Below are 23311 nucleotides of genomic sequence, written 5' to 3'. Positions count from 1 at the left end.
GCGCGTGACGACTTCCCCCAGCCGCCAGCGTGGCATCGCGCTGATCACCGCCGTCCTGGTGGTGTCCCTGGCCGTGATCGCTGCCACGTCGGTGCTCGACAGCGGCCACTTCGCGATCCAGCGCACCGCCACGCTGCTGGATTCCGAGCGGGCCTGGGGATACGCCGCGGGCGCCGAGGACTGGGTCCGCACTGTGCTGGACCGCGACCAGAAGGACAATCGCTACGACGGGCTCGACGAACCCTGGTCGGAGCCGCAGACCTTGCCGGTCGAGAACGGCGCCATCAGCGGCGTCATTGTCGACGCGACGGCGCGCTTCAACCTCAACAATCTCGGCGTGTCGGACAACCAGACTCCGATCGGCAGCGGTGAACAGAAGACGACGGCCTACCGCCAGCAGCTCGGCATCTTCACTCGCCTGATCGAGAACATCGAAGGTGCGCGGGAACTCGTCACGAGCCCCGAACAGCTGGCGGAATCGATCCGCGACTGGATCGACGAAGATCAGATCCCCACCGGTGGCGGCCGCGAAGACAGCGACTACGCGACGCTCGTGCCGCCCCGCCGCACCGCGAACCGGCCGATGTCCAGCGTCACCGAGCTGCGCCTGATCCTGGACTCGATGTACGACGCGCGCAGCGACGACGCGCGCAAGATCTACAAGCTGCTGTTGCCGTACGTGACCGCGCTTCCGGTGGACGGCGTCACGCCGATCAACGTGAACACCGCGGATCCCGCGCTGCTGCTCGCGCTGGACTCGCAAGGTCAGGGCAATTCCAAACTCGCGGAGTTCGTGCAAAGCCGCAAGCAGAAGCCGCTGACCAACGACAATGATGTCGCTACACAGCTCGATCTGTCCGCGGAGATGTCCGACCCGAAGCTGGTCGGCATCTCGAGCCGTCTTTTCCAGTTGCGACTGCAGGCAGTGGTCGGCCAAGGACGTGTGGCACTATATAGCCTGATTTTCAGGCCCTCCCAGGGCGTGCCCGTGGTGCTTCAGCGCAGCACGGATTCCGAATAAATTTAGTCTTTTTTCGATACTCGACAACGGTCGCCGGGCGTGCGCGAAACCTTCTACCTGCGACTCGGCGAAACGCCGGAATCCGCTTGCGAATACGGCAGTGCCGCGGCGGACCCGCGCTCATTGCGCGCGCAACGCGGCAGCTTCGAACAGGCCACCGAGCGCAGCCATTTCACGGGCCGGCGCGTCATCGTGTTCCTGCCCGCCTCGGATGTACGTCTGGCGGCGGTCAAGGTACCGGTCAAGCAACCCTCGAAGGTTCTGCAGGCCGTGCGCTACGCGCTCGAAGAACAGGTCGCCGAGGATGTCGAAAGCCTGCACTTCGCGATCGGCACCCGGCGCGACGACGGCAGTCATCCGGTTGCCATCATTTCGCGCGCCCGATTGACTCGTGTCCTCGCCTTGTTGCGCGCACGCGGACTGCAGCCCGATATGGTGGTGCCCGAGACGCTGGCGCTACCGCCTCCGTCTGCCGAACACGCGTGGTCGGGATTGGCCGACGGCGAGCAGGTCGTCGTACGCAGTGGCGACTGGTCGGGCTTCTCCTGCACCGCGGAAGACCTCGCCAGCTACCTGGGCATGGCGGACGCGGACAAGGCGCACCCGCTTCGGCTTCAAGTCGCGGGCGATGCGCAGGTGGATTGGTCTCGCCTGGAATGGCCCGTCACGCTGCTTCCGCAGCCGAGTGCGCTGACGGCGCTGGCGTCGAATCTCAAGCCCGAGCACGCGATCAACCTGCTGCAGGGCACGTACGCGCAGAGCCGCGACATCGAACGCCTGTGGAAACCCTGGCGCCTGGCCGCCGCGCTGCTGGTGTCGTGGATCGTCGTGGGCGCCGTTGCCTACATCGTCGACGGCTGGAGCCTCGCATCGGAACTGCGGCGACAGGATGAAGCCAACATTGCCCGCTTCCAGCAGCTCTTTCCCGATCAGACGCGTGTCGTCGATCTTTCGGCGCAGCTCGACCAGCAGATGCGCGCGCTGACTGCTGGCGCCGGCACCAGCGGTCCGCTGCCCTTGTTCGAACCGCTGGCACAGGCCTTGGTCGCAAGTCCCGGCCTCAAGCTCACCGGCCTGCAGTACCGCGAGGGCTCACTGTTCCTTTCGTTCACGGCAACGGATCTGCAGGTGCTCGAAAGTCTGCGCAACTGGTTCTCGAGCCGTCCTGGCATCGCGCTCGAGGTTCAATCGGCCAACGCGGAGTCGGGTGCGGTGCAGATCCGCGCCCGCCTGAGCCGCGCATGAAGCGCGCCCTTCAGAGTTTCCAGGCGCAGTCGGCACGGGCGCGGGCGCGATTTCTGGCGCTGCAGGTCCGCGAGCGCTGGATCGTCGGCGTGGGCGCCGTCGTCATGCTGTTCGTCGTGCTCTATCTCGCGGTGTGGGAGCCGCTGACCAAGGCGCACGTGCAACGTGAGGCCGCGCTGGCATCCGCGCGCTCGACGGCGATCCGGCTGGAAGAAGCCGCGGCCAAGCTGCAGACATCGGCCGGTCGCAATCCTGCGGCCACTGCCGGACGTGGCCTGTCGCTGATGGCGGCCGTCGATCAGGCCAGCAAGCAGGGTTCACTGGGCAAGGAGCCCACGCGCATCCAGCCGGAAGGCGATCGCGAAGTACGCGTCTGGTTCGAGGACGTCTCCTTCGACTCGCTGGTGCGCTGGTTGTCCGATCTTCAGACCCGCTACGGCGTCGCGGTACAGACACTCGAGGTGGAGCCGCAGGCCACGCCCGGCAAGGTCAATGTGCGTCTGTCGCTGGTGCGGGCCTCATGAAACGCAGTTCGCTGATCATCCTGGGCCTGCTGATCTTCGTAGGCACGCTGATTTTCCACACGCCCGCACCGCGGCTGTACGGGTGGGCGGCGAACTCGCTGACCGCGTCCGGCATCCAGCTTCAGGGGGTGGAAGGCACGTTGTCGGCAGGACAGGCCACCGAGATCAGCCTGCAGAACCGCCCGCTCGTGCGCGACCTCGCCTGGACCTTGCGCAAGCTGCCCTTGCTGCTCGGTCGCGCCAGCTTCACGCTGTCAGGCGGTCGGGATGGTCAGCTCATCGACGGAGTCGCCTCGGTCGTGCCCTCGGGCACGCTCACGTTGTCGGATTTCAAGCTGGTCACACCGCTGACGGAAGCGCTGTCGGCGGCGGGCTATCCGTACATGCCGGTGGAAGGTCAGCTCGGGCTGGACCTGGGCACGCTCAAGCTGCGCAAGGGATGGCCCGAGAAAGCCCAGGGCACTCTCACGCTCAAGGCGCTGGGCTGGAAGCTCGGACGCGAGCCGGTGTTGCTCGGCGACTTCGAAGCGGTGCTCGACAACGAGACGGCGGGCGTGAAGGCCGACATCCGCAGTCTCACCGGTACACTCGAAGTCACCGGAGAAGCGCATTTCGGCAGCGATCGCAGCTACGAGATGAACCTGCAGATGCGGCCGAAGCCCAATGCGCCGCCGATGGTGGGCAATCTCGTGCGCAATCTCGGACAGCCCGACAGCCAGGGCTGGTACCACCTGCGCCGGCAAGGCAGTCTTGCTCCCGCCGCTGCAGCACCCGCGCCACCGGCTTCATGAGCGACGCGTGGCAGCCACATGTCGTGGTCGCTGCGCTCGTCGAGCGTGACGGCCGCTACCTGATCGTCGAGGAATTCATCAACGGCGAGCTGCGCCTCAACCAGCCGGCCGGACATTGGGAACAGGGCGAGACCCTGCTCGACGCCGTTAAACGCGAGACGCTGGAAGAAGCGGCCTGGGAGATCGAGCCGCGCGCGTTTCTGGGCACCTACATCTGGCATCCGAACTCGCTGCCCTACCCGTTCGTCCGCTTCGCCTTCATCGCGGATGCGATTCGCCATCACCCGGATCGCAAGCTCGATCAGGGCATCGTACGCGCGCTCTGGCTGACGCCCGAAGAGCTTCGCGCAAGGCGCGGCGAGTGGCGCAGTCCCTCGGTGATCCAGTGCATCGAGGACTATCAGGCGGGACGCCGATATCCGCTCGATCTGGTCCGCGAGCAGGTCGAAGCACGCTGACGGGCCGGCCTGCAGTGCGCGCCGTTGCCGGCGTCGCAGCACGCGGAGCCCATCATTCCGATTCCTTCGTCATCGGCGATTCCACCGCATCGCGTAGGGCGGCCACGAGCGGCGTGACGGCGACCTCCGCTCGCCCCAAGCCGATTCCATTGAGGCTCGACCACTCGGGATGCGATCGCGCCCGCAGCACGGCTTCGCGCACCGACGCGCTCGGCCACCCGCTGATGGCGCCGATGGTCACGGATTGCGTCGCGGCATGTCCGCGTCGAAGCAGCGCGCGCAACAGCGCCGTCTGCCTTGCCGCCAGAACGGCCAGCGTCGGTTCCTCAGAAGCGAGCGTGCGAAAGCCACGCAGGTTGTCGGCCCAGCGTCGTCCCCAGGACTGATACAGGCTCCAGGCGGTGCCGGCGCCGGCACCGATCAGCGCACCCGCACCGAGGCTCGCGCCTCCCAGCATCGCGTCGATCGACAGCCCCGCCACCGCGCCTGCGGCCACCGCGGACCCGGTACGGATGCCCAGCACGCGCAGGGCTTCAGGATCGAACGGATCGAGCTCCCAGCGCCCGCTGTCCAGCGGAAGCTTCGGCGGCGCGAAGGCGCTCAACTCGAAGCGGAACAGTGCGAGCAGGCTGTTCACGCACTGCTGTTCGGCCATGCGCACGAGTTGCTGCATCTGATCCGCCTGCTCCGCCGCGTCGCCTTCCGCCGAAGTCCTGAGCTGCAGACCCGCCGCATCGATCAGCAGCTCCGCGATCGCGCGGCACGACGCGTCGATCAACTGCGCGCGGTGCGCTTCGCGGCTGGCGATGAAGCTGCGCAATTCCACCGTGCGCGCCTCGAGCGGAAGCATCAGCTTTTCGAACAACAGGCGCTCGGCGTGATGGTCGAACACCACGGTGTCGAAATCGGCGAGCACGTGCAGACCGACCCGCGCCAGTCCTTCACGCCACTCCGGCGTTCGCGCTGCAGGATCGGCGACGAAATTGAGCACTGGCATCAGCGGCCGACCGCACTGCGCCAGCAAGCGCAATTCTTCGCGGTGCCTGGGCAGCATCGGCTCGCGCGCGTCGATCACCACCAGCGCCGCATCGCTGCGGCGAAGCTGACGCAGCACCTTGGCCTCCTGTTCGAAGCGTCCGCTTCCGTGATCGCCGGCCAGGAAGGCGTCGACAGCGGCGACCGGATCGGCGCGCGGCACGCCGTCGTCGGCAAACCACTGCGCCAACCCGAACGGATCCTCGAGGCCGGGGGTGTCGTAAAGCCGGATCAAGGCCTGGCCGTCGACGAGCAACTCCACCCGCGAAACGTCGCGCGTCGTCGAAGGACGATCCGACACTTCTCCGAATCCCGCGTCACGCGTGAGCGTTCGCAGCAGCGAGGTCTTCCCGGTGTTGGTGTGCCCGACGACGACGATCTCGATCGGTGATTCGCTCATCGGGCGTCGTTCCGGAGATCCAGCGCGCGCGCCGTGCCGCGTTGCGCGTCCCACGCGAGCACGCCGCCCGATGCGCCGGCGTTCGCAGCGAGGTTGCGCCAGTCGTCGATGCGGCGATGCTTGGCACCATCGCCCCGCGCCTCCAGTCCTTCCAGGTGTCCGAGCGCGATCCAGGTCGTCGCGCCGGCGGCCTGCGCGAGGTCCGCGACGAATCGCTGCAGGCCGCGATCCGGTGTCGCGATCGCACGCACGACGACGACGAGACCGGCGACCGGGCCCGCGCGCAGCCGCGCAAGGACTGCCGCACGGCTCTCCAGATCATCGGCCGTACCGAACCAGCGCCATGTCGACGACGGCCATCCGGGCAGCGCATCAGGCCATTCCAGCATCACGCCGTGGAGCCCCGCTTCTGAGGGCAACTCGGTCGTGGCCTCAGGCCTTGCTGTCGAGATGCTTGCCGGAGCAGCCGCGTCGACCACGACCTGCTCGCGATGATCCGGCATCAGGCGGTCGCGCAGCCGCGCATAGCCCGGACGCGCCAGTTCTCGTTGCCAGCGCGGTTCGGTGCGCAGCGCGAGCGCCATGCACGCAATCAGCGCGATCAGCCGGGGCACGACGCCGTAGACCAGCACCGCGAGCAGGAGCCATCGCGCCCAGCCGCGGTGATCCTCGATGCTCGTGATACCGCTCAAGGAAAGTTGCTCGGGCCCCGACGCACCGAGCAGGCGCGGCACCACCGACAACAGCTCGGCGAGTTCGCGTAGCCCCTCTGCGCTGAGCAGCGTCGTCTGCCACGTCAGTTCGTAGCGCCGCACGACCAGCAATACCACCAGCGTCAGCAGGCCGGCCACCGTGTACGCGAGCCAGGCGCCATGCAGCACGGCGCCGAATCGCCAGCGCGCACCCGGGCCTTGCGAAAGGACGCGGATCGCCTCCACGCCGGCACTCGACGGGGAAGCCGACGTCACCCCGCTGATGGCCCGAACCAGCCCGCTCCACAGCATCACCAGCCACTCCGGGGCTCGCAGCGGCGTGACCTGCATCGCCGTCCACACCAGCAGCATGAACAGGTTCAGTCCGACCAGCGCCAGCAGGACCATCGGGATGCTCAGGTCGCGCCCGTCACCGAGTGCGACGCTGGCCGCCGCCACGCCGGCGATCGCCGCGATCACCAGCAGCGCGACGACCAGCGCGCGTCCCACCAGCAGCACGCGATCGATCTGCGCCAGCGACTGATCCGATCCTGGCAGTCGCAGCGCGCGCGTGCGGATCCGTTGCGCCAGGTCGCCGCCGGCACGGATGGCGCCGAGATCGGCGGCCGCGCTGTCGAGCGGATGGCCGGCCGCCTCGTCGCGCCGGCACAGGATCTCGACGAGCAGGCGCTCGGCGCGAGGGGACGCGGTGACCGGAGAATTCATATCGGTCCGAACTATACCGTCGCGCCTCCGCGCTGCTTTCTTGTCGCGGATCGCCGATCATGCGCGCCCCATGAGCACGCCCCACGTCATCGTCGGCCTCTCCGGCGGCGTCGATTCCGCCGTCGCCGCATGGCGCCTCAAGGATCAGGGGTATCGCGTCTCCGGCCTGTTCATGCAGAACTGGACCGAAGACGAGTCGGCTTACTGCAGCGCGGCGGAGGATTTCCAGTCCGCGCGCATGGTCGCCGACGAGCTCGGCATTCCGCTGCATCGCGTCGATTTCTCGGCCGAGTATCGAGAGCGTGTGTTCCGGCATTTCCTCGACGACTATCGCGCCGGACGCACGCCGAATCCGGATCTGCTGTGCAACCGGGAAGTGAAATTCCAGCCGTTCCGCGAACACGCCCTGCGCCTGGGCGCGGACTTCGTCGCCACCGGCCACTACGCTCGCCTCGAAGCGGCTTCCGACGGCCCCGTGCTGGCGCGATCGGTGACCGAGGACAAGGATCAGACCTATTTTCTGGCGCTGGTGGCGCGCGCACATTTCGAACGCGTGCTGTTTCCGATCGGCGACCTGACCAAGCCGCAGGTGCGCGAACTCGCGCGGACCGCCGGCCTGCCGAATCACCGCCGCAAGGATTCCACCGGGATCTGCTTCATCGGCGAGCGGCCTTTCCGGGAATTCCTGCAGCAATACCTCAAGCCGGATCCTGGACCGATCGTCGACGATCGCGGCGCGCCGATTGGCGAGCATCAGGGCCTGATGTTCTACACGCTCGGCCAGCGGCGCGGCCTGAACATCGGCGGCCGTCGCGGCGCGCTCGAAGCGCCGTGGTACGTCGCCGCCAAGCAGACGGCCACCAACACGCTGGTCGTCTCGCAGGATTCGCAGCATCCGCTGCTGATGAGCGGTCAGCTCGAGACGGCATCGTTCTCGTGGCTGGGCGCGCCCTCACGTCCGGATGCACCGCTGCAGGCGCGGGTACGCCATCGCCAGGCCTTGCAGGACTGCCGAATCGAATCGCTCGCCGACGGCCGCGTGCATGTTCGCTTCACCGATGCCCAACGGGCGCTCTCGCCTGGACAGTACTGCGTGCTCTACGAGGGCGAGCGCTGCCTGGGCGGTGGCGAGATCGACCTCTCGTTCCCGGCAGCAAGCTGATACCGACGCGGCGCACGATCGCTGCGCCGACTGCGTGACAATACGAAGCCAGGGGCTGCGAAAGCGCATTCACATGCGCCCACGCGGACCTTCGAATGTTGCGGCCCGCGTGGCCAAGGGAGTTCCGGATGCAGGATCTGTTGCGCGGTCTGCTGCGCGCCTCGCTGCGATTGCTGTTCAAGAGCGTCATCGGCCGGCCGATTCCGGAGAAATTCCAGCGCGCATGGATGCTCTTCGTCACGTCGATCACGCTGCGCGCCTCGGGAACGACCAGCGAGCAAGGCCACTGGGGCGTGCCCGGAGTCTGGGTTCGTCACCGCGACAGTGACGACCGGCGCATCGTCCTCTACCTGCACGGCGGCGGTTACACGCTGGGTTCGCCGAAGACGCACAAGTCACTGACATCGCATCTGGCCGCCGCTGCGCGCTGCCAGGTGCTGGTGCCGGACTATCGTCTCGCCCCGGAGCATCCGTACCCAGCGGCACTCGAAGACGCGCTGTCCGCCTATCGTTCGCTGCTGGATCGCTATCTGCCCGGCAGCATCGCGCTCGCCGGCGATTCGGCCGGTGGCGGCCTGGCGCTCTGCACGGCCATTGCCTTGCGCGAAGCCGGCCTGCCGATGCCGGCTTCGCTGATCCTGCTCTCGCCGTGGACGGACATGAGCCTGTCCGGCAGCACGATCGACTCACTCGACGTCGTCGATCCGATGCTGGGCCGGGCCTGGCTGCAACGAGCCGGCGACGCCTATCGCGGTGATCTGGCCGCCACTGATTCGCGCGTCTCGCCGCTCAACGCAGCGCTCGACGGATTGCCGCCGATGCTGATCCAGGTGGGAAGCGACGAAATCCTGCTCGACGATTCACGCCGACTCGTCGCGAAGGCCCACGCCATAGGCCTGCGCGCGCAACTCGAAGTCGAAGACGGCTACTGGCACGACTTCCAGGTTCACGCCGGGATGCTCGATGCGTCCGACGCGGCGATCGGTCGCATCGCCGGCTTCCTGCAGGAAACCTGGGCCGTTCCCACCTACACGCGGGTTCTCGCATGACACGTCGATCGATCTTCATCACGGGCGCCGCGCAGGGCATCGGCCGGGCGACCGCGGAGCGCTTCGCGCGCGACGGCTGGTTCGTCGGACTTCACGACATCGAAGAAAGCGGGCTCGCCGCGTTGCGTGAACAGCTCGGAAGCGACCGTTGCACGACCGGTGTTCTCGACGTGCGTGATGCATCGGCATGGACACCTGCGCTCGAAGCGTTCTGGGACGCTGCCGGTGGACGTCTCGACGTCCTGCTCAACAACGCCGGCATCGCGACGTCCGGCGCGTTCACCGAAATTCCGCTGGCTACGCATCACGCGATCGTCGATGTGAATCTCAAGGGCGTCATCAATGGCGCACACGCAGGTCATCCGTTCCTGCGACGCACCCCGGAATCGCGGCTGATCAATCTGGCCTCGGCATCCGCCATCTACGGCGCGGCGGATCTGGCGAGCTATTCGTCGACGAAGTTCGCCGTACGGGGCCTGACCGAAGCGCTGGATCTGGAGTGGCGCCAGCAAGGCATCCGGGTCTGCGACATCTGGCCGCTGTTCGTGAAGACGAAGATGGTCGAAGGCCTGAGCCTGCCATCGATCCGGTCGATGGGCGTTCGTCTCACGGCCGACGATGTCGCGAACACGATCTGGAAAGCAGCCCACCATCGCGGGCACCGCGTGCATTGGCTGGTCGGGGCGCAGACGCATGCGATGTACCGCGCCATCTGTTTCTTCCCTGATCGCCTCAATCGAGCCGTCACCGCGAGATTGTCGGCGCACTGATCGGGACGTGTTCAGCGCAGGTTTCAGTTGAGCTGAAAACGTGGAACTTGGAACAGCCCGCTTCAGGGCAAGGAGGTCACCATGATGAGAATGAAGGTTTCGAACGTCGCGTCCGCCATCCTGGGTGCGACGCTCCTGCTCGCGTCCGGCGGTTCTGCAATCGCGCAGGCGGTGCCGCCGGAATCGAGCGCGCAGGACATGCTGCCGCCACCGCAGGCGTCCACCGGCGCGAGTGGCGCCGCGCCGCTTCCGACGATGAGCGAGAGCTTCGCCGATCTGGATCGCGACAAGGACGGCGCGCTGACGCCGAGCGAAGCGGATCGCAACCAGAATGTCGCGATGGCGTTCAAACGTCTCGACGCGAGCCACGACGGCACGCTCGACCTCGCCGAGTTCGCGCAGCTTCGGCGCTACAACAACTGATTCCGGACTCCCCCAACGAAACGGGGCCGCGCATTGCGGCCCCGTTTCTTGCTGCGTGTCGCTGCTTCAGAAGTTCACTTCTTCCAGCTCCATCAGCGACGACGATCCCGCTCGCGCCTGCTGCATCAGCGCTGCGGTTTCCGGATAGAGCTTCGCGAAGTAGAACCGCGCGGTGCTGAGCTTGGACTTGTAGAACGCCTCGTCGCCGCTCGCGCCTTCGGCCAGCCGGCGCATCGCCACGCCCGCCGAGATGCACCAGGCGAACGAGAACACGAGATGGCCGAGCAGTCGCAGATACGGCACCGCGGCCGCACCGACTTCGTCCGGATTCTTCATCGCCTTCTGGCCGATCTCCATCGTCATCTTCTGCACTTCGCTCTGCAGCGAGTTCAGCGGCGCGATGAATTCCTGCATCGCAGGATTCTCGGTGAACGGCTTGATCGTCTCCTGCACCGCACGACCGAACTTCATCAGCTTGGCGCCCATGTCGCCCAGCACCTTGCGGCCCAGCAGGTCGAGCGCCTGAATGCTGTTGGTGCCCTCGTAGATCATGTTGATGCGCGCATCGCGCACGTGCTGCTCGAGGCCCCACTCCGCGATGTAGCCGTGACCGCCGAGCACCTGCATCGCCAGCGTCGTGCATTCATACCCGTTGTCGGTGATGAAGCCCTTGATCACCGGCGTGAGCAGCGCCACGAGGTCGGCGTTCTCCTTGCGCACCTTCTCGTCCGGATGCTTGTGCTCGCGGTCGATCGCCAGACCCGCCCAGTAGCTGAAGGCGCGCGCCGCTTCGACGTAGGCCTTCTGCGTGAGCAGCATGCGGCGCACGTCGGGGTGCACGATGATCGGGTCGGCCGCCTTCTCCTTGGCCTTGGGCCCGGTCAGCGAGCGGCCCTGGATGCGGTCCTTCGCGTAGGCCAGCGAGTTCTGGTACGCGACTTCGGCCAGTCCCACCGACTGCATGCCGACGCCAAGGCGCGCGCTGTTCATCATCACGAACATGGCATTGAGGCCCTTGTTCGGCGCACCCACGAGCCAGCCCTGGGCACCGTCGAAGTTCATCACGCAGGTCGCATTGCCGTGGATGCCCATCTTGTGTTCGATGGAGCCGCACTTGAACGTGTTGCGCGCACCCAGAACGCCTTCGGCATCCGGGATGAACTTGGGCACGATGAACAGCGAGATGCCCTTGGTGCCAGCCGGTGCATCGGGCAGTCGTGCGAGAACCAGGTGCACGATGTTCTTCGACATGTCGTGCTCGCCGGCCGAGATGAAGATCTTGGTGCCGGTGATCGAGTAGGAGCCGTCTGCGTTCGGCTCGGCCTTGGTCTTGAGAATGCCGAGGTCGGTTCCGGCGTGCGATTCGGTGAGACACATCGTGCCGGTCCACTCGCCCGACACCAGCTTGGTCAGATAGACCTTCTTCTGCTCGGGCGTTCCGAACGCATGCAGCGCGTTGTAGGCGCCGTGGCTCAGGCCGGGATACATGGTCCAGGCCTGATTCGCGCTGTTCATCATTTCCATGAACGCGCTGTGGATCACGTGCGGCAGGCCCTGGCCGCCGAAGTCGGGATCCATGCCCAGTGCACCCCAGCCGGCTTCGACGAACTGCTGGTAGGCCTCCTTGAATCCGGTCGGCGTCGTGACGACACCGTCACCCTTGTACGTGCAGCCTTCGCGATCGCCGACCTGGTTGAGCGGGAAGAGCACCTCGGCGCAGAACTTGCCGCCTTCCTCGAGGATCGAGTCGATCGTGTCGCGATCGATGTCGGCGTGCTGCGGCAGCTTGCGCAGGCCCTCTGAGACGTTCAGCAGTTCGTGCAGGACGAACTGCATGTCACGCAACGGGGGGGTATAGGTCGGCATCGATGACTCCGGTTCAGTGCGAGGAAAAAGTTCAGCCGTACTCTAGCGTATGCCATTCGTTCGCCCTTGGCCGCAGCGCCGCCTCTGCGGGCATCGCGAACAGCGCGAGGCGCTAATCTGGTCCGATGCAATGCCGTCCGCAATGTGCAGCCTGCTGCATCGCTCCTTCGATCTCGTCACCGATTCCCGGAATGCCCCACGGCAAGCCGGCCGGCGTCCCTTGCGTGCAGCTCGACGAGGCCGGCCGCTGCCGCATTTTCGGGCAACCGGAGCGCCCCACGGTCTGCTCGAGCCTGCGACCGGGACCCGAGATGTGCGGACAGACACGCGAGCACGCCCTCCACTTCCTGGCGCAACTCGAATCCCTGACCACGCCGGGCTGAATCGCGGACGAGCGTGATGTCCGCCACGGGTTTACGCATCCGCAAGCGGCCGGTGTCTGTATCCGCCACTAAGATGACGTTCACTGCGCTCCTGGCCCGCCGATGCCAACGACGCCCCCTGCTTTCGTGCCGAAGATGACGAGATTCCTGCTCGCGCTCCCGCTGTTGCTGGCAACGGCCGCGACCCTGGCCGCCTTCGAACTGCCCGAACCCACGAGCCAGGGCGAGGCGGCGTTCGCCCCGCGCTTGCAGGAGGATCCGTTCCGGCCGGCCGACGCCCCCACTGCCGCCGCGATCGACGCCATCTCCGCCGAGGACGGCAGCGCGGCGGGCAGCACGCTGGCCGCCAAGGCCGCAGCGGCGAGCAGCACGGCCTACGGTCCGCGTGATTCGCGGCTGAGTGCGCCGTTGGTGAATCTGGCAACCGCGAAACAGCGCGCCGGCGACGTGCAGGGCGCCTTGCGCGACTACCAGTCCGCCATCGACCTGATCGAGGCCACCGGCGGCCCGCGCGATGGCCGGCTGTTCGACGCCTGGTACGGCATGGGGTACGCAAGCCTCTACGCCGGCAATTACCGCGCGGCCTCCGATGCCCTGGCCAATGCGTTGCAGCTCCATCGCATGAACCAGGGCCTGTACAGCGCGGAGCAGCTCGACGTGCTGCACGCGCTTGCGCTGGCCCTGCGCGCCAATGGCAAGACCGAGGACGCGGACCAGGTCCAGATGCGGCGCATGGACGTCGGCCAGCATGTGTTCGGTCCCGAATCGCCGGATCTGGCCAAGCTGTTCGTCTCCGGCGGCCGGTGGTTCCGCGGCTCGGGGCAGTACGCGCAATCCGTCCACCTGCACGGCCTGGCCATGGCCATTCTTCAGCAGAAGGACAAGAACGACCCTCGCCTGATCGAGCCGCTGATCGAGATCGCGCTCAGCGGCAGCGAGCGCCGCCGTGACCCCGACGAACTGCCGACTCCGGGCATCCCCCAGCCCGGTGCCGCGCTGGCCCAGGCCGAACGGCTCGCCGCGGCGCGCACCGACGGTACCGCGATCGAGCGCGCCGCGACGCTGGTCCGCATCGGCGACGTCCACTTCCTGATCGGCCGGCGCGACCAGGCCCTGCGCGCCTGGTCGAAGGCGGCCGCCGTGCTGGCGCCGGAGGGTCGGGAGCCGCCGTTCGCGCAGCCCTCCTTCATCAGCTTTCGCGTACCGCGGCCGGCGCCGCTGCCGGAAGGCGCAGGGTTCGTGCTGGCGGAATTCGGCGTGGAAACGGACGGCGACACGCGCGACGTGCGCATCGTCGAATCGCAACCGGCGACGCTCCCTGCCACGGTCGGCAGCAGCCTGGTCGCCGCGCTGCGGCAGGCCCGCCTGCGGCCACAGATCTCGAACGGCAAGCCGGTCGCGAGCACCGCGGTACGCTATCGACTGGCAGTCCGTGGCGGTTCAGGTCCATGAAGGAAACTCCGCATCACGCGCGCACGTCCAAGTCACGTCGCCACAATCGAGGCATGCCTTTCATGAATATCGACGATGTCCGCCAGGCGGGCACCGCCCTCGTCCTCGGGGCTGCGCTTCTGCTGTCCGCGGGCTGCGCGACGAAATCGGCGTCGCCCTCCACGCCGGCGCCGCCCCCGCCGCCCTCGACATCGGGCTCGCCTTCTTCCCCCTCGTCGCCGTCGTCAGCACCGTCGAAGCCCTCGTCTTCGCAGAAGGGCTCTCCGTCCCAGGGATCGTCGTCCTCGCAAGGGCCGCAAAGCTCCAGCTCCGGCAGCAGCTCTCCGTCCAGTTCCGGAACGCAGAAGCCCTCGAGCGCGGGCAGCACGGCGAGTGGACAAAAAACGGCGGGCAGCAGTGGCGCGGCCGGTTCGCCCGCCGGCACCAAGGCAGGCGCTGCCGGCGGATCTGCGCCTGCCGGTAGCGGCGCGGCTGCCGGCAAGACGGGCGATGCAGGAGCCGGCGGCGGCATGACCGACGCCGAGAAGAACGCCGCCTGGGACGAGCAGTTCTACGGTTCGCTGGGCGAGTTCGACAAACGCCTATCGAAGGAACAGTCCGAGATCGAGAAGCAGCGCACGGCGGCGGCCGGCAACGGCCGCGGCACGGGCAGTTCGTCCAGCGAAGGCGCCGGTACCGGCGCCGACGGCGGCAGCGGTACGCCGCAGGAAGTCGCCGGTGGCCAGTCCGGCGCGGCAGGCGAAACGACCGGAGGCCCCGGCGGTGGCGCCGGCCAGCCCAGCAGCAGCGGCCCGAAATTCCCCCCACCCGAAGGCACGCCGACCGGTGTCGACGACGATGTCGTCGCGCGCCAGTTGCGCGAGGCGGCGGAGAGCGAAAAGGATCCGGAACTGCGCGAGCGGCTCTGGCAGGAATACCGCAAGTACAAGGCGCGCAAGTAACCCGCAACGATGACGACCCCGAACCTCCTCGCCCGCTTCTTCGTCACTGGCCTGTTCGCGCTGACCGCAGCCGGCTGCGTGTCGACGCAGGTCAAGCGCGTCAACGAGGTCAAGGCGACGCAGGCCAATCAGGAGCTGCCGCTCGAACAGTTGCTCGACGTCACGATCGTCGCCTTCGATCCGGGCATCCCGGAGAAGATCAAGGAACAGCAGGACCAGGGCGTCCTGCCCGCGGTGCGCCAGGCCGAGGCGAACTACCTTCCGCAGGTGCTGCGACAGGCGCTCGACGGCACCGGCTACTGGGGCACGGTTCGCGTGTTGCCGGAGGCGCCGCCCGGTTCGATGCTGATCATCGGCGGCAAGATCCTGCACTCGGATGGCGAGAAGCTGAAGCTGCACATCAATGCGAAGGACACGACGGGTCGCGAATGGCTCGATCGTGATTACGAGGAAGTGGCGGCCGAGATCTCGTACACGGAGAAGTCGGCCAACACCACCGACCCGTTCCAGGATCTCTACAGCCGCGTCGCCAACGACCTGCTCAAGGAACGCAAGAAGCTCGACGCCGCCAAGATGCTGGAAGTGCGCCGCGTCGCGGATCTGAAATTCGCCGCCGATCTGGCGCCCGCGCGCTTCGAGGGCTATCTGAAGACCGACAAGTCCGGCCGCACGACGATCCAGCGCCTGCCGCCGGAGAACGATCCGATCGTCAAGCGCATCGCCAGCGTGCGTGCCCGCGACGACGTTCTCGTCGACACGCTCGACGGTCACTACGCGGTGTTCCGGCAGAACATGCAGCCGGCCTACCAGGAATGGCGGCGTGCGAGCTACACCGAAACGGTCGCCCTGAACGAACTCGAACGCCAGGCCCTGTGGCGCAAGGTCGCGGGCGCGGCCGCAGCCATCGCCGGCGTCGCCGCGGTGATTACGTCCGATAGCGCCGCCGGCAGCGTCCTCGGCCAGGTCGGCGTCGTCGCGGGTGTCGGCATCTTCGCCAGCGGCATGCAGAAGGGGCAGGAAGCCAAGGTGCACGCCGACTCGCTGAAGGAACTCAACGCCTCGATCAACGCCGATGTCGCGCCGCGCGTCGTCGAGCTCGAAGGCAAGACGGTGACGTTGACCGGCTCCGCGAAGGAACAGTACGACCAGTGGCGCAAGCTGCTGCACGAGCGCTACTCGGCCGAGGTCGGAACGCCCTGAGCCATGCGCCCGGAATCCGTTCGCCCGTTTCGCGCGATGCCCCCTCCTTCTCTTTCGCGGTCTTGCGACGCAGCATCCGCGTCCGCGACATGAGGCCCGAATCGGAGGCACCGCCGCAGGCGGATTTCGAGCGCATCGTTGCGCGCCGGCCGGCCGGACTGGAGACGCCGGGCACGCGCACCGCCGTTTCAGCCGATGCCGCGGCGCGCATTTCCGCCACCTCGTTCTGGATCGCCGCGATCGCACTGGCCGTGATCGCGGCGCTCGTGTTCCTCGTGCTGCCGAAACTCGTGTCGGGCACGACGCAGACGCCCGCGCCAGCAGAGCCTGCTGCCACCGCGCCCCCAACGGAGGAAGCCGCAGCCGCTCCGCCGACGCCGCCAACGGCCGCGTCGACCTCGCAGGTCTTCGACGATGCGGCGCTGCTCGACGCCCGCGCCGCGGCACAGACGGCCCGAAACCAGTACGAAGAACAGGTCGCCGTCCTGCAATCCCGCGGCGCGCAGACCTGGGCGGCCTCGCCGCTGGCGCAGGCGCAATCGCAGGCGGCGGCCGGCGCCAGCGCTTTTGCCGGTCGCGATTTCCCGGCCTCGCGGACCTCGTACCAAGCCGCGGCTTCGAGCACCGCGGCCTTGCTTGCGCAGATTCCACCGCAGCTTTCTGCCGCGCTCACGGCCGGCGCGTCCGCGCTCGAAGCCTCGGAAAAGGTCGCGGCACAGCAGGCCTACGAACGTGCCCGGATGTTCGAGCCGGACAACAAGGCCGCCGCGCGCGGGCTCGAGCGCGTCGCCAGCCTCGACGCCGTTCGTGCGCAGGTCGATACGGCACGTCGGCTCGAACAGGCCGGTGATGTCGTCGGCGCCAGGGCGGCCTGGAAACAGGCGCTCGCGCTCGACGCCGACACCCAGAGCGCGCGCGACGCCCTCGCCCGTCTCGATGCACAGGCCGGCGACGCGGAGTTCCGGCGCGCGCTCGGTGAGACGTTGGACGCGCTCGATCGCGGCAACTACGAGCTCGCCGAGAAACGACTGGCCCGGGCGCGGGCGCTGCGCGCCAACGACGCCGGCGTGCAGCAGGCCAGCGCGCGACTGGCCGATGCGCGTCGCAGCCAGAAACTCGCCGCGCTGGAGAAGGAAGCGTCCGCGCAGGCGAACGCCGAGGACTGGACGGCGGCGATCGCGAGTTATCGCGCCGCGCTGCAGATCGACAGCACGGTGGCGTTTGCTCGCGATGGCCTGGTCCAGGCCGAACCGCGCGCCGGGTTGTCGCAGCGTCTGCAGGACATCGTCGATCGTCCCGAACGCCTGTCGACCGCGAGCATCGCGGCCGACGCCGAGCGCAGCCTTGCGCAGGCGCGCGCCATCGCCTCGCCAGGCCCGCGGCTGGGGGCACAGATCGCTGCAGCCGAGCGGGCCATCGCCGGCGCCGCAACCCCGGTGGACGTGCAGATCCAGTCCGACGGCAAGACCGAGGTCACGCTCTACAAGGTCGGATCGTTGGGGCGCTTCACGACGCACAAGCTGCAGCTCAAGCCCGGCCATTACGTCGCGATCGGCAGTCGCGCCGGATATCGCGACGTGCGGCACGAGTTCGACGTCGCCTCCGGCGCGGCGAACGTGAGCGTCGAGGTTCGTTGCGAGGAGGCGCTGTGAGCGATCCGCAGCGTCGTGATGCCGCAGACGGCCGCATCGCGGCAGTCCCGTATCGCCCGCCCGGGAGCGCGGCTCCGGCGCGGAGCCGCAATGGCTTTCCCCTGTTGCCGGTCCTGCTCGGCGGGCTGTTGTTGTTCGCCGCGCTCGTCGGTGCGTTCTTCTTCTTCGCGCGCTCGGTGCAGTTCGAGATCGTGCCGGCCGGCGCCCGCCTGAGCCTCGATGGCGGCGTCGGCATCTCCATGGGTTCCGGTTATCTGGTGCTGCCGGGCGAAGCCAGGCTGCGCGCGAAGGCCGACGGATACGAGGATCTGGCCGCCGATGTCGTGATCGGCGACGAGCCGCAGCAGAAGCTGCGCTTCGAGATGACGCGTCTTCCCGGTTCGCTGACCCTGATCACCGAGCCCGCGGCAGAAGTCTTCATCGACGGCAATCCGCGCGGATCCACGCCGATGCCTGCGCTGGAACTGGCAGCCGGCACGCACCAGCTCCTGCTGCGAGCGCCGCGCTACCAGGCGCATCAGGCCGAACTGAAGATCGAAGGCGGCGGCGTGGCGCAGACGCTGAAGATCGATCTCGTGCCCGGCTGGGCGCCGGTCTCGCTGCGATCGAAACCGTCCGGCGCGGCCATCCTGGTCGATGGCCAGCCGCAGGGACTCACGCCGCAGACGCTGGAGCTCGGCGCGGGCGTCCACGCCATCAGCCTTCAGCTGGCCGGTTACGCGACGTGGCGGGACTCGATCACCGTCACCGCGAACCAGCCGCTGAACCTGGCCGAGGCCAGGCTGCTGCCCGCCGAGGGGGTCGTGCGGCTCAGCAGCACGCCGAGCGGCGCATCGGTGCGCGTCGGCAAGGACTTCCGCGGGCAGACGCCGATCGAGCTGCGGCTCGCGCCCGGCAAGACGCACCTGATCCAGCTCTCGGCGCCGGGACACAAGGCGGCCGAACGCAGCGTCGAAGTCAGCGCCGACGACAGCCAGAGCCTGAATCTCGCGCTCGAACCGATCCTGGGTTCGATCGCGCTGGACGTGCAGCCTGCGGATGCCGCCGTGAAGATCGATGGTCGTCCGGTTGCAGCCGGCACGACGCGACTCGATCTGGTGACGGTCGCGCACACGATCGAAGCCACCAAATCCGGATACGCGCCGTGGTCCGGCAGCGTGACGCCGCGGCCGGGTCTGGAGCAGCGCGTGGAGATCCGGCTCAACAGCGAGGCCGAGGCGCGTGCGGCGCGCAATCCCGCGAAGCTCACCAGCAAGGGTGGCCCCAACCTGGTGCTCGTGCAGCCCGGCTCGTACGTGATGGGCACGCCGCGCGGCGAGCAGGGTCGCCAGTCCAATGAAGCGCAGCGACCTGTGAAATTGTCGCGCGCGTACTACCTGTCGACCACCGAGATCACCAACCAGCAGTTCCGCCGTTTCGCTGCCGCGCACTCCTCGGGAATCATCCGCCGCGAGACGCTCGACAACGAGCGCCAGCCGGTGGCGCGCGTGACCTGGATGGAGGCGGCACGCTACTGCAACTGGCTCTCGCAACAGGATGGGCTGCCGGCAGCGTACCGCGAGGACGGCGCCACGATGCAGCTCGTGCAACCGCTGACCACCGGATACCGCTTGCCCAGCGAAGCCGAGTGGGAATGGGCCGCACGCCACGCCGGTGGCAACAGCGCGCAGCGCTATTCCTGGGGCAGCGGATTCCCGCCGCCCCCGAAGTCCGGCAACTTCGCCGACCCGACCGCGGAGTCGGTCGCGCCGCAGGTGCTCGACGGCTACGAGGACGGCTACGCCGCCGCCAGTCCGGTCGCCACCTACCCCGCCAATGCGCTCGGCCTGTTCGACCTCGGCGGCAACGTCGCCGAGTGGATGCACGATCTCTACGACGCCACGTTGCCGATCAATCCGCCGGAGGCCGTCGATCCGTTCGGTGCCGCGACTGGAACGGACCACGTGATCCGCGGATCGAGCTGGCTGCACGGGCGGCTGGTCGAACTGCGGCTGGCCTTCCGCGACATGGGCCACGACGAGCGGCCCGATCTGGGCTTTCGCGTCGCGCGCTACGCCGAGTAGCCCAAGCCGATGACATCCCGATCGCGATGGCTGGTGGTCTTCTCCGCAGCGACGATGGCGTTGCCGCTGTTCGCGCAGCCTCCGGCCGAGGCCCCCGCGAAGCAGGACGCGGCGCCGAAGAAGGAGGAAGCTGCTGCCCCGGCGGAGCCGGCCGCCCGACCCGCTCCGAAGGCCAACGCATCGACCCGCGAGTTCAGGCCTTCGGAAGAAGTCTCGCCGGACCAGGAAGTGGATTTCCCTGCTGATCTTTGAACACCCAGACCATGCGCAAGCAATTTCCCGTCGAGTTCGTCTACCAGGTCTTCGCGCTGGTGATTTCCGCCGTCGTCGTCCACGCGATCTACACCGCGGTGATCCGGCCGCAGGCGCGTGCGGTGCTGGACGACCTGGCGCAGAAGGTCGAGGCCGCGGCGGGCACCGGCAAGTACGTGGCGATGCAGCCCAACATCTTCGTCATCGTCAAGGGACCCGAGCAGGAACTCGCGATCATCTTCGCGCTGTGGGCCTTCGCGATCATGGGCTACAAGTTCCGCAATGTCGGCGCCGAACGACGGCTGTTCGACATTGACATGGTCAGCGTGGCCGAGGGCGAGAGCATCCTGCCGGAGGACGCGCGCGCCCATTCGCGCGCCATCGAATCGATGCCGCTGGATAGTCGTGATCGTCTGCTGCCGCGGCTCTACCAGAACGCGCTCAACCGTTTCCGCATCACGCGCAGCGTGCAGGACGCTTCGGATGAAGCGCGACGGGTCGCGGAGTCGGCCAACGATCGGCTCGACGCCGAACTCGCGATCGTCCGCTACATCTGCTGGGCGATTCCCTCGATCGGCTTCGTCGGCACCGTGCGCGGTATCGGCGACTCGCTGGGCCACGCGCAGGCGGTGCTGCAAGGCGACATGACCGGCGTCACCGAGGCGCTGGGCGTCGCGTTCAACTCCACGCTGGTCGCGCTGCTGCTGAGCCTGATCACGGTCTTCCTGCTCTACCAGTTGCAACTCGTGCAGGAGCGCCTGGTGCTGGACGCGCACCAGGATTGCGAGCGCAAGCTGATCCAGAACCTGCAGGCGCCGGCCTGATCCCCGCTGCTCACGTGCCGCGCTCATGAACGTTCTCGAGATCAACGACACCGGCCTGCTGCTGAGCAACGGCACGCAGGTCCTCGCCGAAAGTCCCGGCTTCGCCGCACTCGATGGCAAGACGCTGCAGGTCGGCGCCATCGCGCGCGCGCGCAGCCGCCTGGATCCGCGCCGCACGTTCAACCGCTACTGGTACCAGCTCGAAACGATGCTGCCGGCGCCGGTCGCCGGTGCCCGCTCGCACGCCGACCTTGCGTACGCACAACTGCAATCGCTGCGCGACGCTGCCGGCGGCCTGCCGCTGATGCTCGCCGTGCCGGGCAGCCTGACGCGCGAGCAGCTGAGCATCCTGCTGGGCCTGGTCGACGCCAGCGGCCTGAAGGCCGAAGGACTGGTCGACACCGCAGTCGCCGCCGCGTCCCAGGTCGAGACCGACGCGACCTGCCTGCACCTCGACGTCGAGCTGCACCGCTTCGTGCTGACCGTGATCGAAGGCGGCGCGTCGCTGTCGCGCGTGCGTGTCGAAGAGATCTCGAAACCCGGCCTGACGAAAGTCTGGGATGCACTCTCGCGCGTGGCGGCCCTCGCCTTCGTCCAGCAGACGCGCTTCGATCCGCTGCACACCGCCGGCACCGAGCAGACGATGTTCGACGCGCTGCCGGCCTGGCTGAACCTGCTCGGCGGTGCGCCGAGCGCGGTGCTGGAGCTGGCCTCGGGCGCCCGCACGCACCGCGCCAGCGTGTCGCGCGACGATCTCGTGAAGAGCCTGCAGGAACCCTTCGAGGACATCGCGGCCGCGATCGACCAGCACGGTCGTCCGCGGCCAGCGACCCTGATGCTCAGCGCGCGCGCCGCCGCAGTGCCCGGACTGGTCGAGCACATCGAGCATGTCACCGGTATCGCGGCGCTTCGCCTGGACGCGCTCGCGCCGGCACGTGGCGCCCGCGCGCATTCGGTACGCATCGCGGTCCCCGGCGCGGGTCTGGCCTACGTCACGCGCCTGCCGGGAATTCCGCGTGGCGCCGATTCGGCACACGAAGCGGTGGGTCCGACACATGTGCTGATCGGCGACTACGCGGTCGCCCTGCCCCGCAACGACGCCGATCCTGCGCTGGCGCTGGAACGCCTGCGCCCGGGCCTGCCGGGCAGCCTGCGCAGGATCGAAGGTCGTCTCTGGCTCGATGGCTCGCAGGAGGCGGGCCCGCTGCTCAACGGCAAGCCCGTGCGGCTGCCGGTGCGTGTGGGCCTGGGTGATCGCATCGACTTTTCCGGCGTGGTGCTGCGCCTGATCGAGGTCATGCCGTGAAGCGTCGCCAGGAACTGCAGATCTTCAACATGTCGTTCCTGGACTGCATTTCCTGTGGCTTCGGCGCCACCGTGCTGGTCTTCATGCTGATGAAGCACTCGGCCCCGGTGCCGGACGCCGCGGCCAGCGTGACGCAGGCGCAGGTCAGCGGCGAAGAGGACAAGCTGCTCGACGATCGCCATCGGCTGCTGGTGCTGCGCGCCGCGCTCGAGGATTCGGAGAAGGCGCAGCAGCTCGCGTCGAAGGAAGCCGAGCGCCTGAGCAAGAAGATCGAAGACGCGCGCTCCGCGATGCTCCAACAGAATCCGGGCAAGGAAGACGGCCGCGCGCGCGTGCTGATTCTCGAGAACGACCTCAAGGTGCTCGAATCCAAGGTCAAGGAAATGCGCGCGGCTGCGGCGGACGCCGGCAAGGATGCGGTGCTGCAGACCTCCGGCGAGGCGCGACGCGAGTACCTGTCGGGGCTGTCCGTCGAGGGCAATCGCATCCTGATCCTCGTCGACACCTCGGCGAGCATGCTGGCCGAGACGATCGTCGAAGCGATCCGGCGCCGCAACATGGACGACGCGACCAAGACCGCATCGACCAAGTGGCGCCGCAGCGTCGCAGCCGTGGAGTGGATCGCCGCGCAGATGCCGGCGAGCGGGCAGTTCCAGATCTACGGGTTCAACGACACAGCCAAGCCCGCGCTGGCGGATTCGGCGGGCAAGTGGCTGCCCAATCGCGGCGACAAGCTGGCCGCGGCCGTGAAGGCGATCCGCATGACGCCTCCGGGTGGCGGTACCAGTCTGGCCAATGCCTTCGCCGTGATCTCGTCGCTCAACCCCGCGCCTGATCATGTGTATCTCGTCACCGACGGTCTGCCGACGACCGATCGTGGTGGGGCGAGTGGGCTGGCCAGCGGCAAGGATCGCGTGCGCTACTTCAACTCGGCGACGGCGCGGCTGCCCAACAATCTGCCCATCAGCGTCGTGCTGATGCCGATGGAAGGCGATCCCAAGGCGGCAGCCGCGTACTGGGAACTCGCGCGCAACACCGGCGGGTCGTACTTCAATCCTTCGGCCGACTGGCCCTGA

General features: G+C 67.9%; 23 protein-coding genes. 19 read left to right on the top strand and 4 right to left on the bottom strand.

From position 1 onward, the window contains the following. The first annotated feature begins 4 nt into the window (after nucleotides 1-4). The 5 genes from gspK to DFR24_RS04640 are packed head-to-tail and all read left to right on the top strand — an operon-like array spanning nucleotide 5 to nucleotide 4039. The gene (gene gspK / locus DFR24_RS04660; RefSeq protein WP_162851038.1) at nucleotides 5-1021 is read left to right on the top strand and encodes a type II secretion system minor pseudopilin GspK; all 1017 of its coding nucleotides are present in this window, start codon (nucleotides 5-7) and stop codon (nucleotides 1019-1021) included. 39 nt (nucleotides 1022-1060) lie between these two features. After that, nucleotides 1061-2266: a type II secretion system protein GspL gene (gene gspL / locus DFR24_RS04655; protein WP_133880156.1), complete on the top strand. Its 1206-nt coding sequence runs from the start codon at nucleotides 1061-1063 to the stop codon at nucleotides 2264-2266. After that, entirely contained in the window at nucleotides 2263-2790 is a 528-nt protein-coding gene (gene gspM, locus DFR24_RS04650) for a type II secretion system protein GspM (protein WP_133880155.1), read from the top strand. The genes gspL and gspM overlap by 4 nt, the downstream gene beginning before the upstream one ends. Further along, complete coding sequence (locus DFR24_RS04645; protein ID WP_133880154.1) at nucleotides 2787-3581, top strand: type II secretion system protein N; 795 nt, start codon at nucleotides 2787-2789, stop codon at nucleotides 3579-3581. The genes gspM and DFR24_RS04645 overlap by 4 nt, the downstream gene beginning before the upstream one ends. Further along, the gene (locus DFR24_RS04640; RefSeq protein WP_133880153.1) at nucleotides 3578-4039 is read left to right on the top strand and encodes an NUDIX hydrolase; all 462 of its coding nucleotides are present in this window, start codon (nucleotides 3578-3580) and stop codon (nucleotides 4037-4039) included. Before DFR24_RS04645 ends, DFR24_RS04640 begins: the two co-directional genes overlap by 4 nt. A gap of 52 nt (nucleotides 4040-4091) precedes the next feature. Here the strand turns inward: DFR24_RS04640 and DFR24_RS04635 are convergent, their stop codons facing one another. Both DFR24_RS04635 and DFR24_RS04630 read right to left on the bottom strand, forming a co-directional pair. Further along, nucleotides 4092-5474 (bottom strand): GTPase/DUF3482 domain-containing protein, encoded by a 1383-nt coding sequence (locus DFR24_RS04635; protein WP_133880152.1) that lies wholly within the window; start codon nucleotides 5472-5474, stop codon nucleotides 4092-4094. After that, nucleotides 5471-6892: a DUF2868 domain-containing protein gene (locus DFR24_RS04630; protein WP_133880151.1), complete on the bottom strand. Its 1422-nt coding sequence runs from the start codon at nucleotides 6890-6892 to the stop codon at nucleotides 5471-5473. Before DFR24_RS04630 ends, DFR24_RS04635 begins: the two co-directional genes overlap by 4 nt. A 70-nt stretch (nucleotides 6893-6962) precedes the next feature. Here DFR24_RS04630 and mnmA point away from each other — a divergent pair, with 70 nt between their 5' ends. The 4 genes from mnmA (at nucleotide 6963) to DFR24_RS04610 (ending at nucleotide 10296) form a co-directional block, all read left to right on the top strand. Continuing rightward, on the top strand, nucleotides 6963-8054 hold the full coding sequence (mnmA, locus tag DFR24_RS04625; RefSeq protein ID WP_133880150.1) for a tRNA 2-thiouridine(34) synthase MnmA: 1092 nt from the start codon (nucleotides 6963-6965) through the stop codon (nucleotides 8052-8054). A gap of 128 nt (nucleotides 8055-8182) precedes the next feature. Further along, nucleotides 8183-9103 carry an alpha/beta hydrolase gene (locus DFR24_RS04620; protein ID WP_210772455.1) on the top strand — a complete coding sequence of 307 codons (921 nt, stop codon included), beginning with the start codon at nucleotides 8183-8185 and terminating at the stop codon, nucleotides 9101-9103. Next, the gene (locus DFR24_RS04615; RefSeq protein ID WP_133880148.1) at nucleotides 9100-9873 is read left to right on the top strand and encodes an SDR family oxidoreductase; all 774 of its coding nucleotides are present in this window, start codon (nucleotides 9100-9102) and stop codon (nucleotides 9871-9873) included. Before DFR24_RS04620 ends, DFR24_RS04615 begins: the two co-directional genes overlap by 4 nt. A gap of 81 nt (nucleotides 9874-9954) precedes the next feature. Continuing rightward, on the top strand, nucleotides 9955-10296 hold the full coding sequence (locus DFR24_RS04610) for an EF-hand domain-containing protein (RefSeq protein ID WP_133881463.1): 342 nt from the start codon (nucleotides 9955-9957) through the stop codon (nucleotides 10294-10296). A 66-nt stretch (nucleotides 10297-10362) separates the two neighbouring features. Here the strand turns inward: DFR24_RS04610 and DFR24_RS04605 are convergent, their stop codons facing one another. Beyond that, the gene (locus DFR24_RS04605; RefSeq protein ID WP_133880147.1) at nucleotides 10363-12162 is read right to left on the bottom strand and encodes an acyl-CoA dehydrogenase C-terminal domain-containing protein; all 1800 of its coding nucleotides are present in this window, start codon (nucleotides 12160-12162) and stop codon (nucleotides 10363-10365) included. A 125-nt stretch (nucleotides 12163-12287) separates the two neighbouring features. On the opposite strand from DFR24_RS04605, the gene DFR24_RS04600 reads away from it, so the two are divergent. Then, on the top strand, nucleotides 12288-12545 hold the full coding sequence (locus DFR24_RS04600; protein WP_133880146.1) for a YkgJ family cysteine cluster protein: 258 nt from the start codon (nucleotides 12288-12290) through the stop codon (nucleotides 12543-12545). A gap of 135 nt (nucleotides 12546-12680) precedes the next feature. Next, nucleotides 12681-13997, top strand: a complete 1317-nt coding sequence (locus DFR24_RS04595) for a tetratricopeptide repeat protein (protein WP_133880145.1) — start codon at nucleotides 12681-12683, stop codon at nucleotides 13995-13997. 13 nt (nucleotides 13998-14010) lie between these two features. Here DFR24_RS04595 and DFR24_RS04590 read toward each other — a convergent pair whose 3' ends face one another. Continuing rightward, nucleotides 14011-14424: a hypothetical protein gene (locus DFR24_RS04590; RefSeq protein WP_133880144.1), complete on the bottom strand. Its 414-nt coding sequence runs from the start codon at nucleotides 14422-14424 to the stop codon at nucleotides 14011-14013. Nucleotides 14425-14506: 82 nt separating this feature from the next. On the opposite strand from DFR24_RS04590, the gene DFR24_RS04585 reads away from it, so the two are divergent. The 8 genes from DFR24_RS04585 to DFR24_RS04550 all read left to right on the top strand — a co-directional run bounded on the left by DFR24_RS04585 (nucleotide 14507) and on the right by DFR24_RS04550 (nucleotide 23311). Then, the gene (locus tag DFR24_RS04585) at nucleotides 14507-14938 is read left to right on the top strand and encodes a hypothetical protein (protein WP_133880143.1); all 432 of its coding nucleotides are present in this window, start codon (nucleotides 14507-14509) and stop codon (nucleotides 14936-14938) included. Between the two features lie 9 nt (nucleotides 14939-14947). Then, nucleotides 14948-16138: a hypothetical protein gene (locus tag DFR24_RS04580; RefSeq protein ID WP_133880142.1), complete on the top strand. Its 1191-nt coding sequence runs from the start codon at nucleotides 14948-14950 to the stop codon at nucleotides 16136-16138. Between the two features lie 89 nt (nucleotides 16139-16227). Beyond that, complete coding sequence (locus DFR24_RS04575) at nucleotides 16228-17790, top strand: hypothetical protein (RefSeq protein WP_133880141.1); 1563 nt, start codon at nucleotides 16228-16230, stop codon at nucleotides 17788-17790. Beyond that, the gene (locus DFR24_RS04570) at nucleotides 17787-19853 is read left to right on the top strand and encodes a PEGA domain-containing protein (protein ID WP_133880140.1); all 2067 of its coding nucleotides are present in this window, start codon (nucleotides 17787-17789) and stop codon (nucleotides 19851-19853) included. Before DFR24_RS04575 ends, DFR24_RS04570 begins: the two co-directional genes overlap by 4 nt. Nucleotides 19854-19862: 9 nt before the next feature. Further along, a complete protein-coding gene (locus tag DFR24_RS04565; RefSeq protein WP_133880139.1) occupies nucleotides 19863-20105 on the top strand; it encodes a hypothetical protein in 243 nt (80 codons plus the stop codon). A gap of 11 nt (nucleotides 20106-20116) precedes the next feature. Then, nucleotides 20117-20929 (top strand): MotA/TolQ/ExbB proton channel family protein, encoded by an 813-nt coding sequence (locus tag DFR24_RS04560; RefSeq protein ID WP_133880138.1) that lies wholly within the window; start codon nucleotides 20117-20119, stop codon nucleotides 20927-20929. Nucleotides 20930-20954: 25 nt separating this feature from the next. Beyond that, nucleotides 20955-22235 carry an FHA domain-containing protein gene (locus tag DFR24_RS04555; RefSeq protein WP_133880137.1) on the top strand — a complete coding sequence of 427 codons (1281 nt, stop codon included), beginning with the start codon at nucleotides 20955-20957 and terminating at the stop codon, nucleotides 22233-22235. After that, nucleotides 22232-23311, top strand: a complete 1080-nt coding sequence (locus DFR24_RS04550; RefSeq protein WP_133880136.1) for a vWA domain-containing protein — start codon at nucleotides 22232-22234, stop codon at nucleotides 23309-23311. The genes DFR24_RS04555 and DFR24_RS04550 overlap by 4 nt, the downstream gene beginning before the upstream one ends.

It is taken from the genome of Panacagrimonas perspica (assembly GCF_004364935.1).
GTDB classification, from domain to species: Bacteria; Pseudomonadota; Gammaproteobacteria; order Nevskiales; family Nevskiaceae; genus Panacagrimonas; species Panacagrimonas perspica.
The sequence above is the reverse complement of the archived record's forward strand: the minus strand, read 5'-3'. Positions and strand labels throughout refer to the sequence as shown.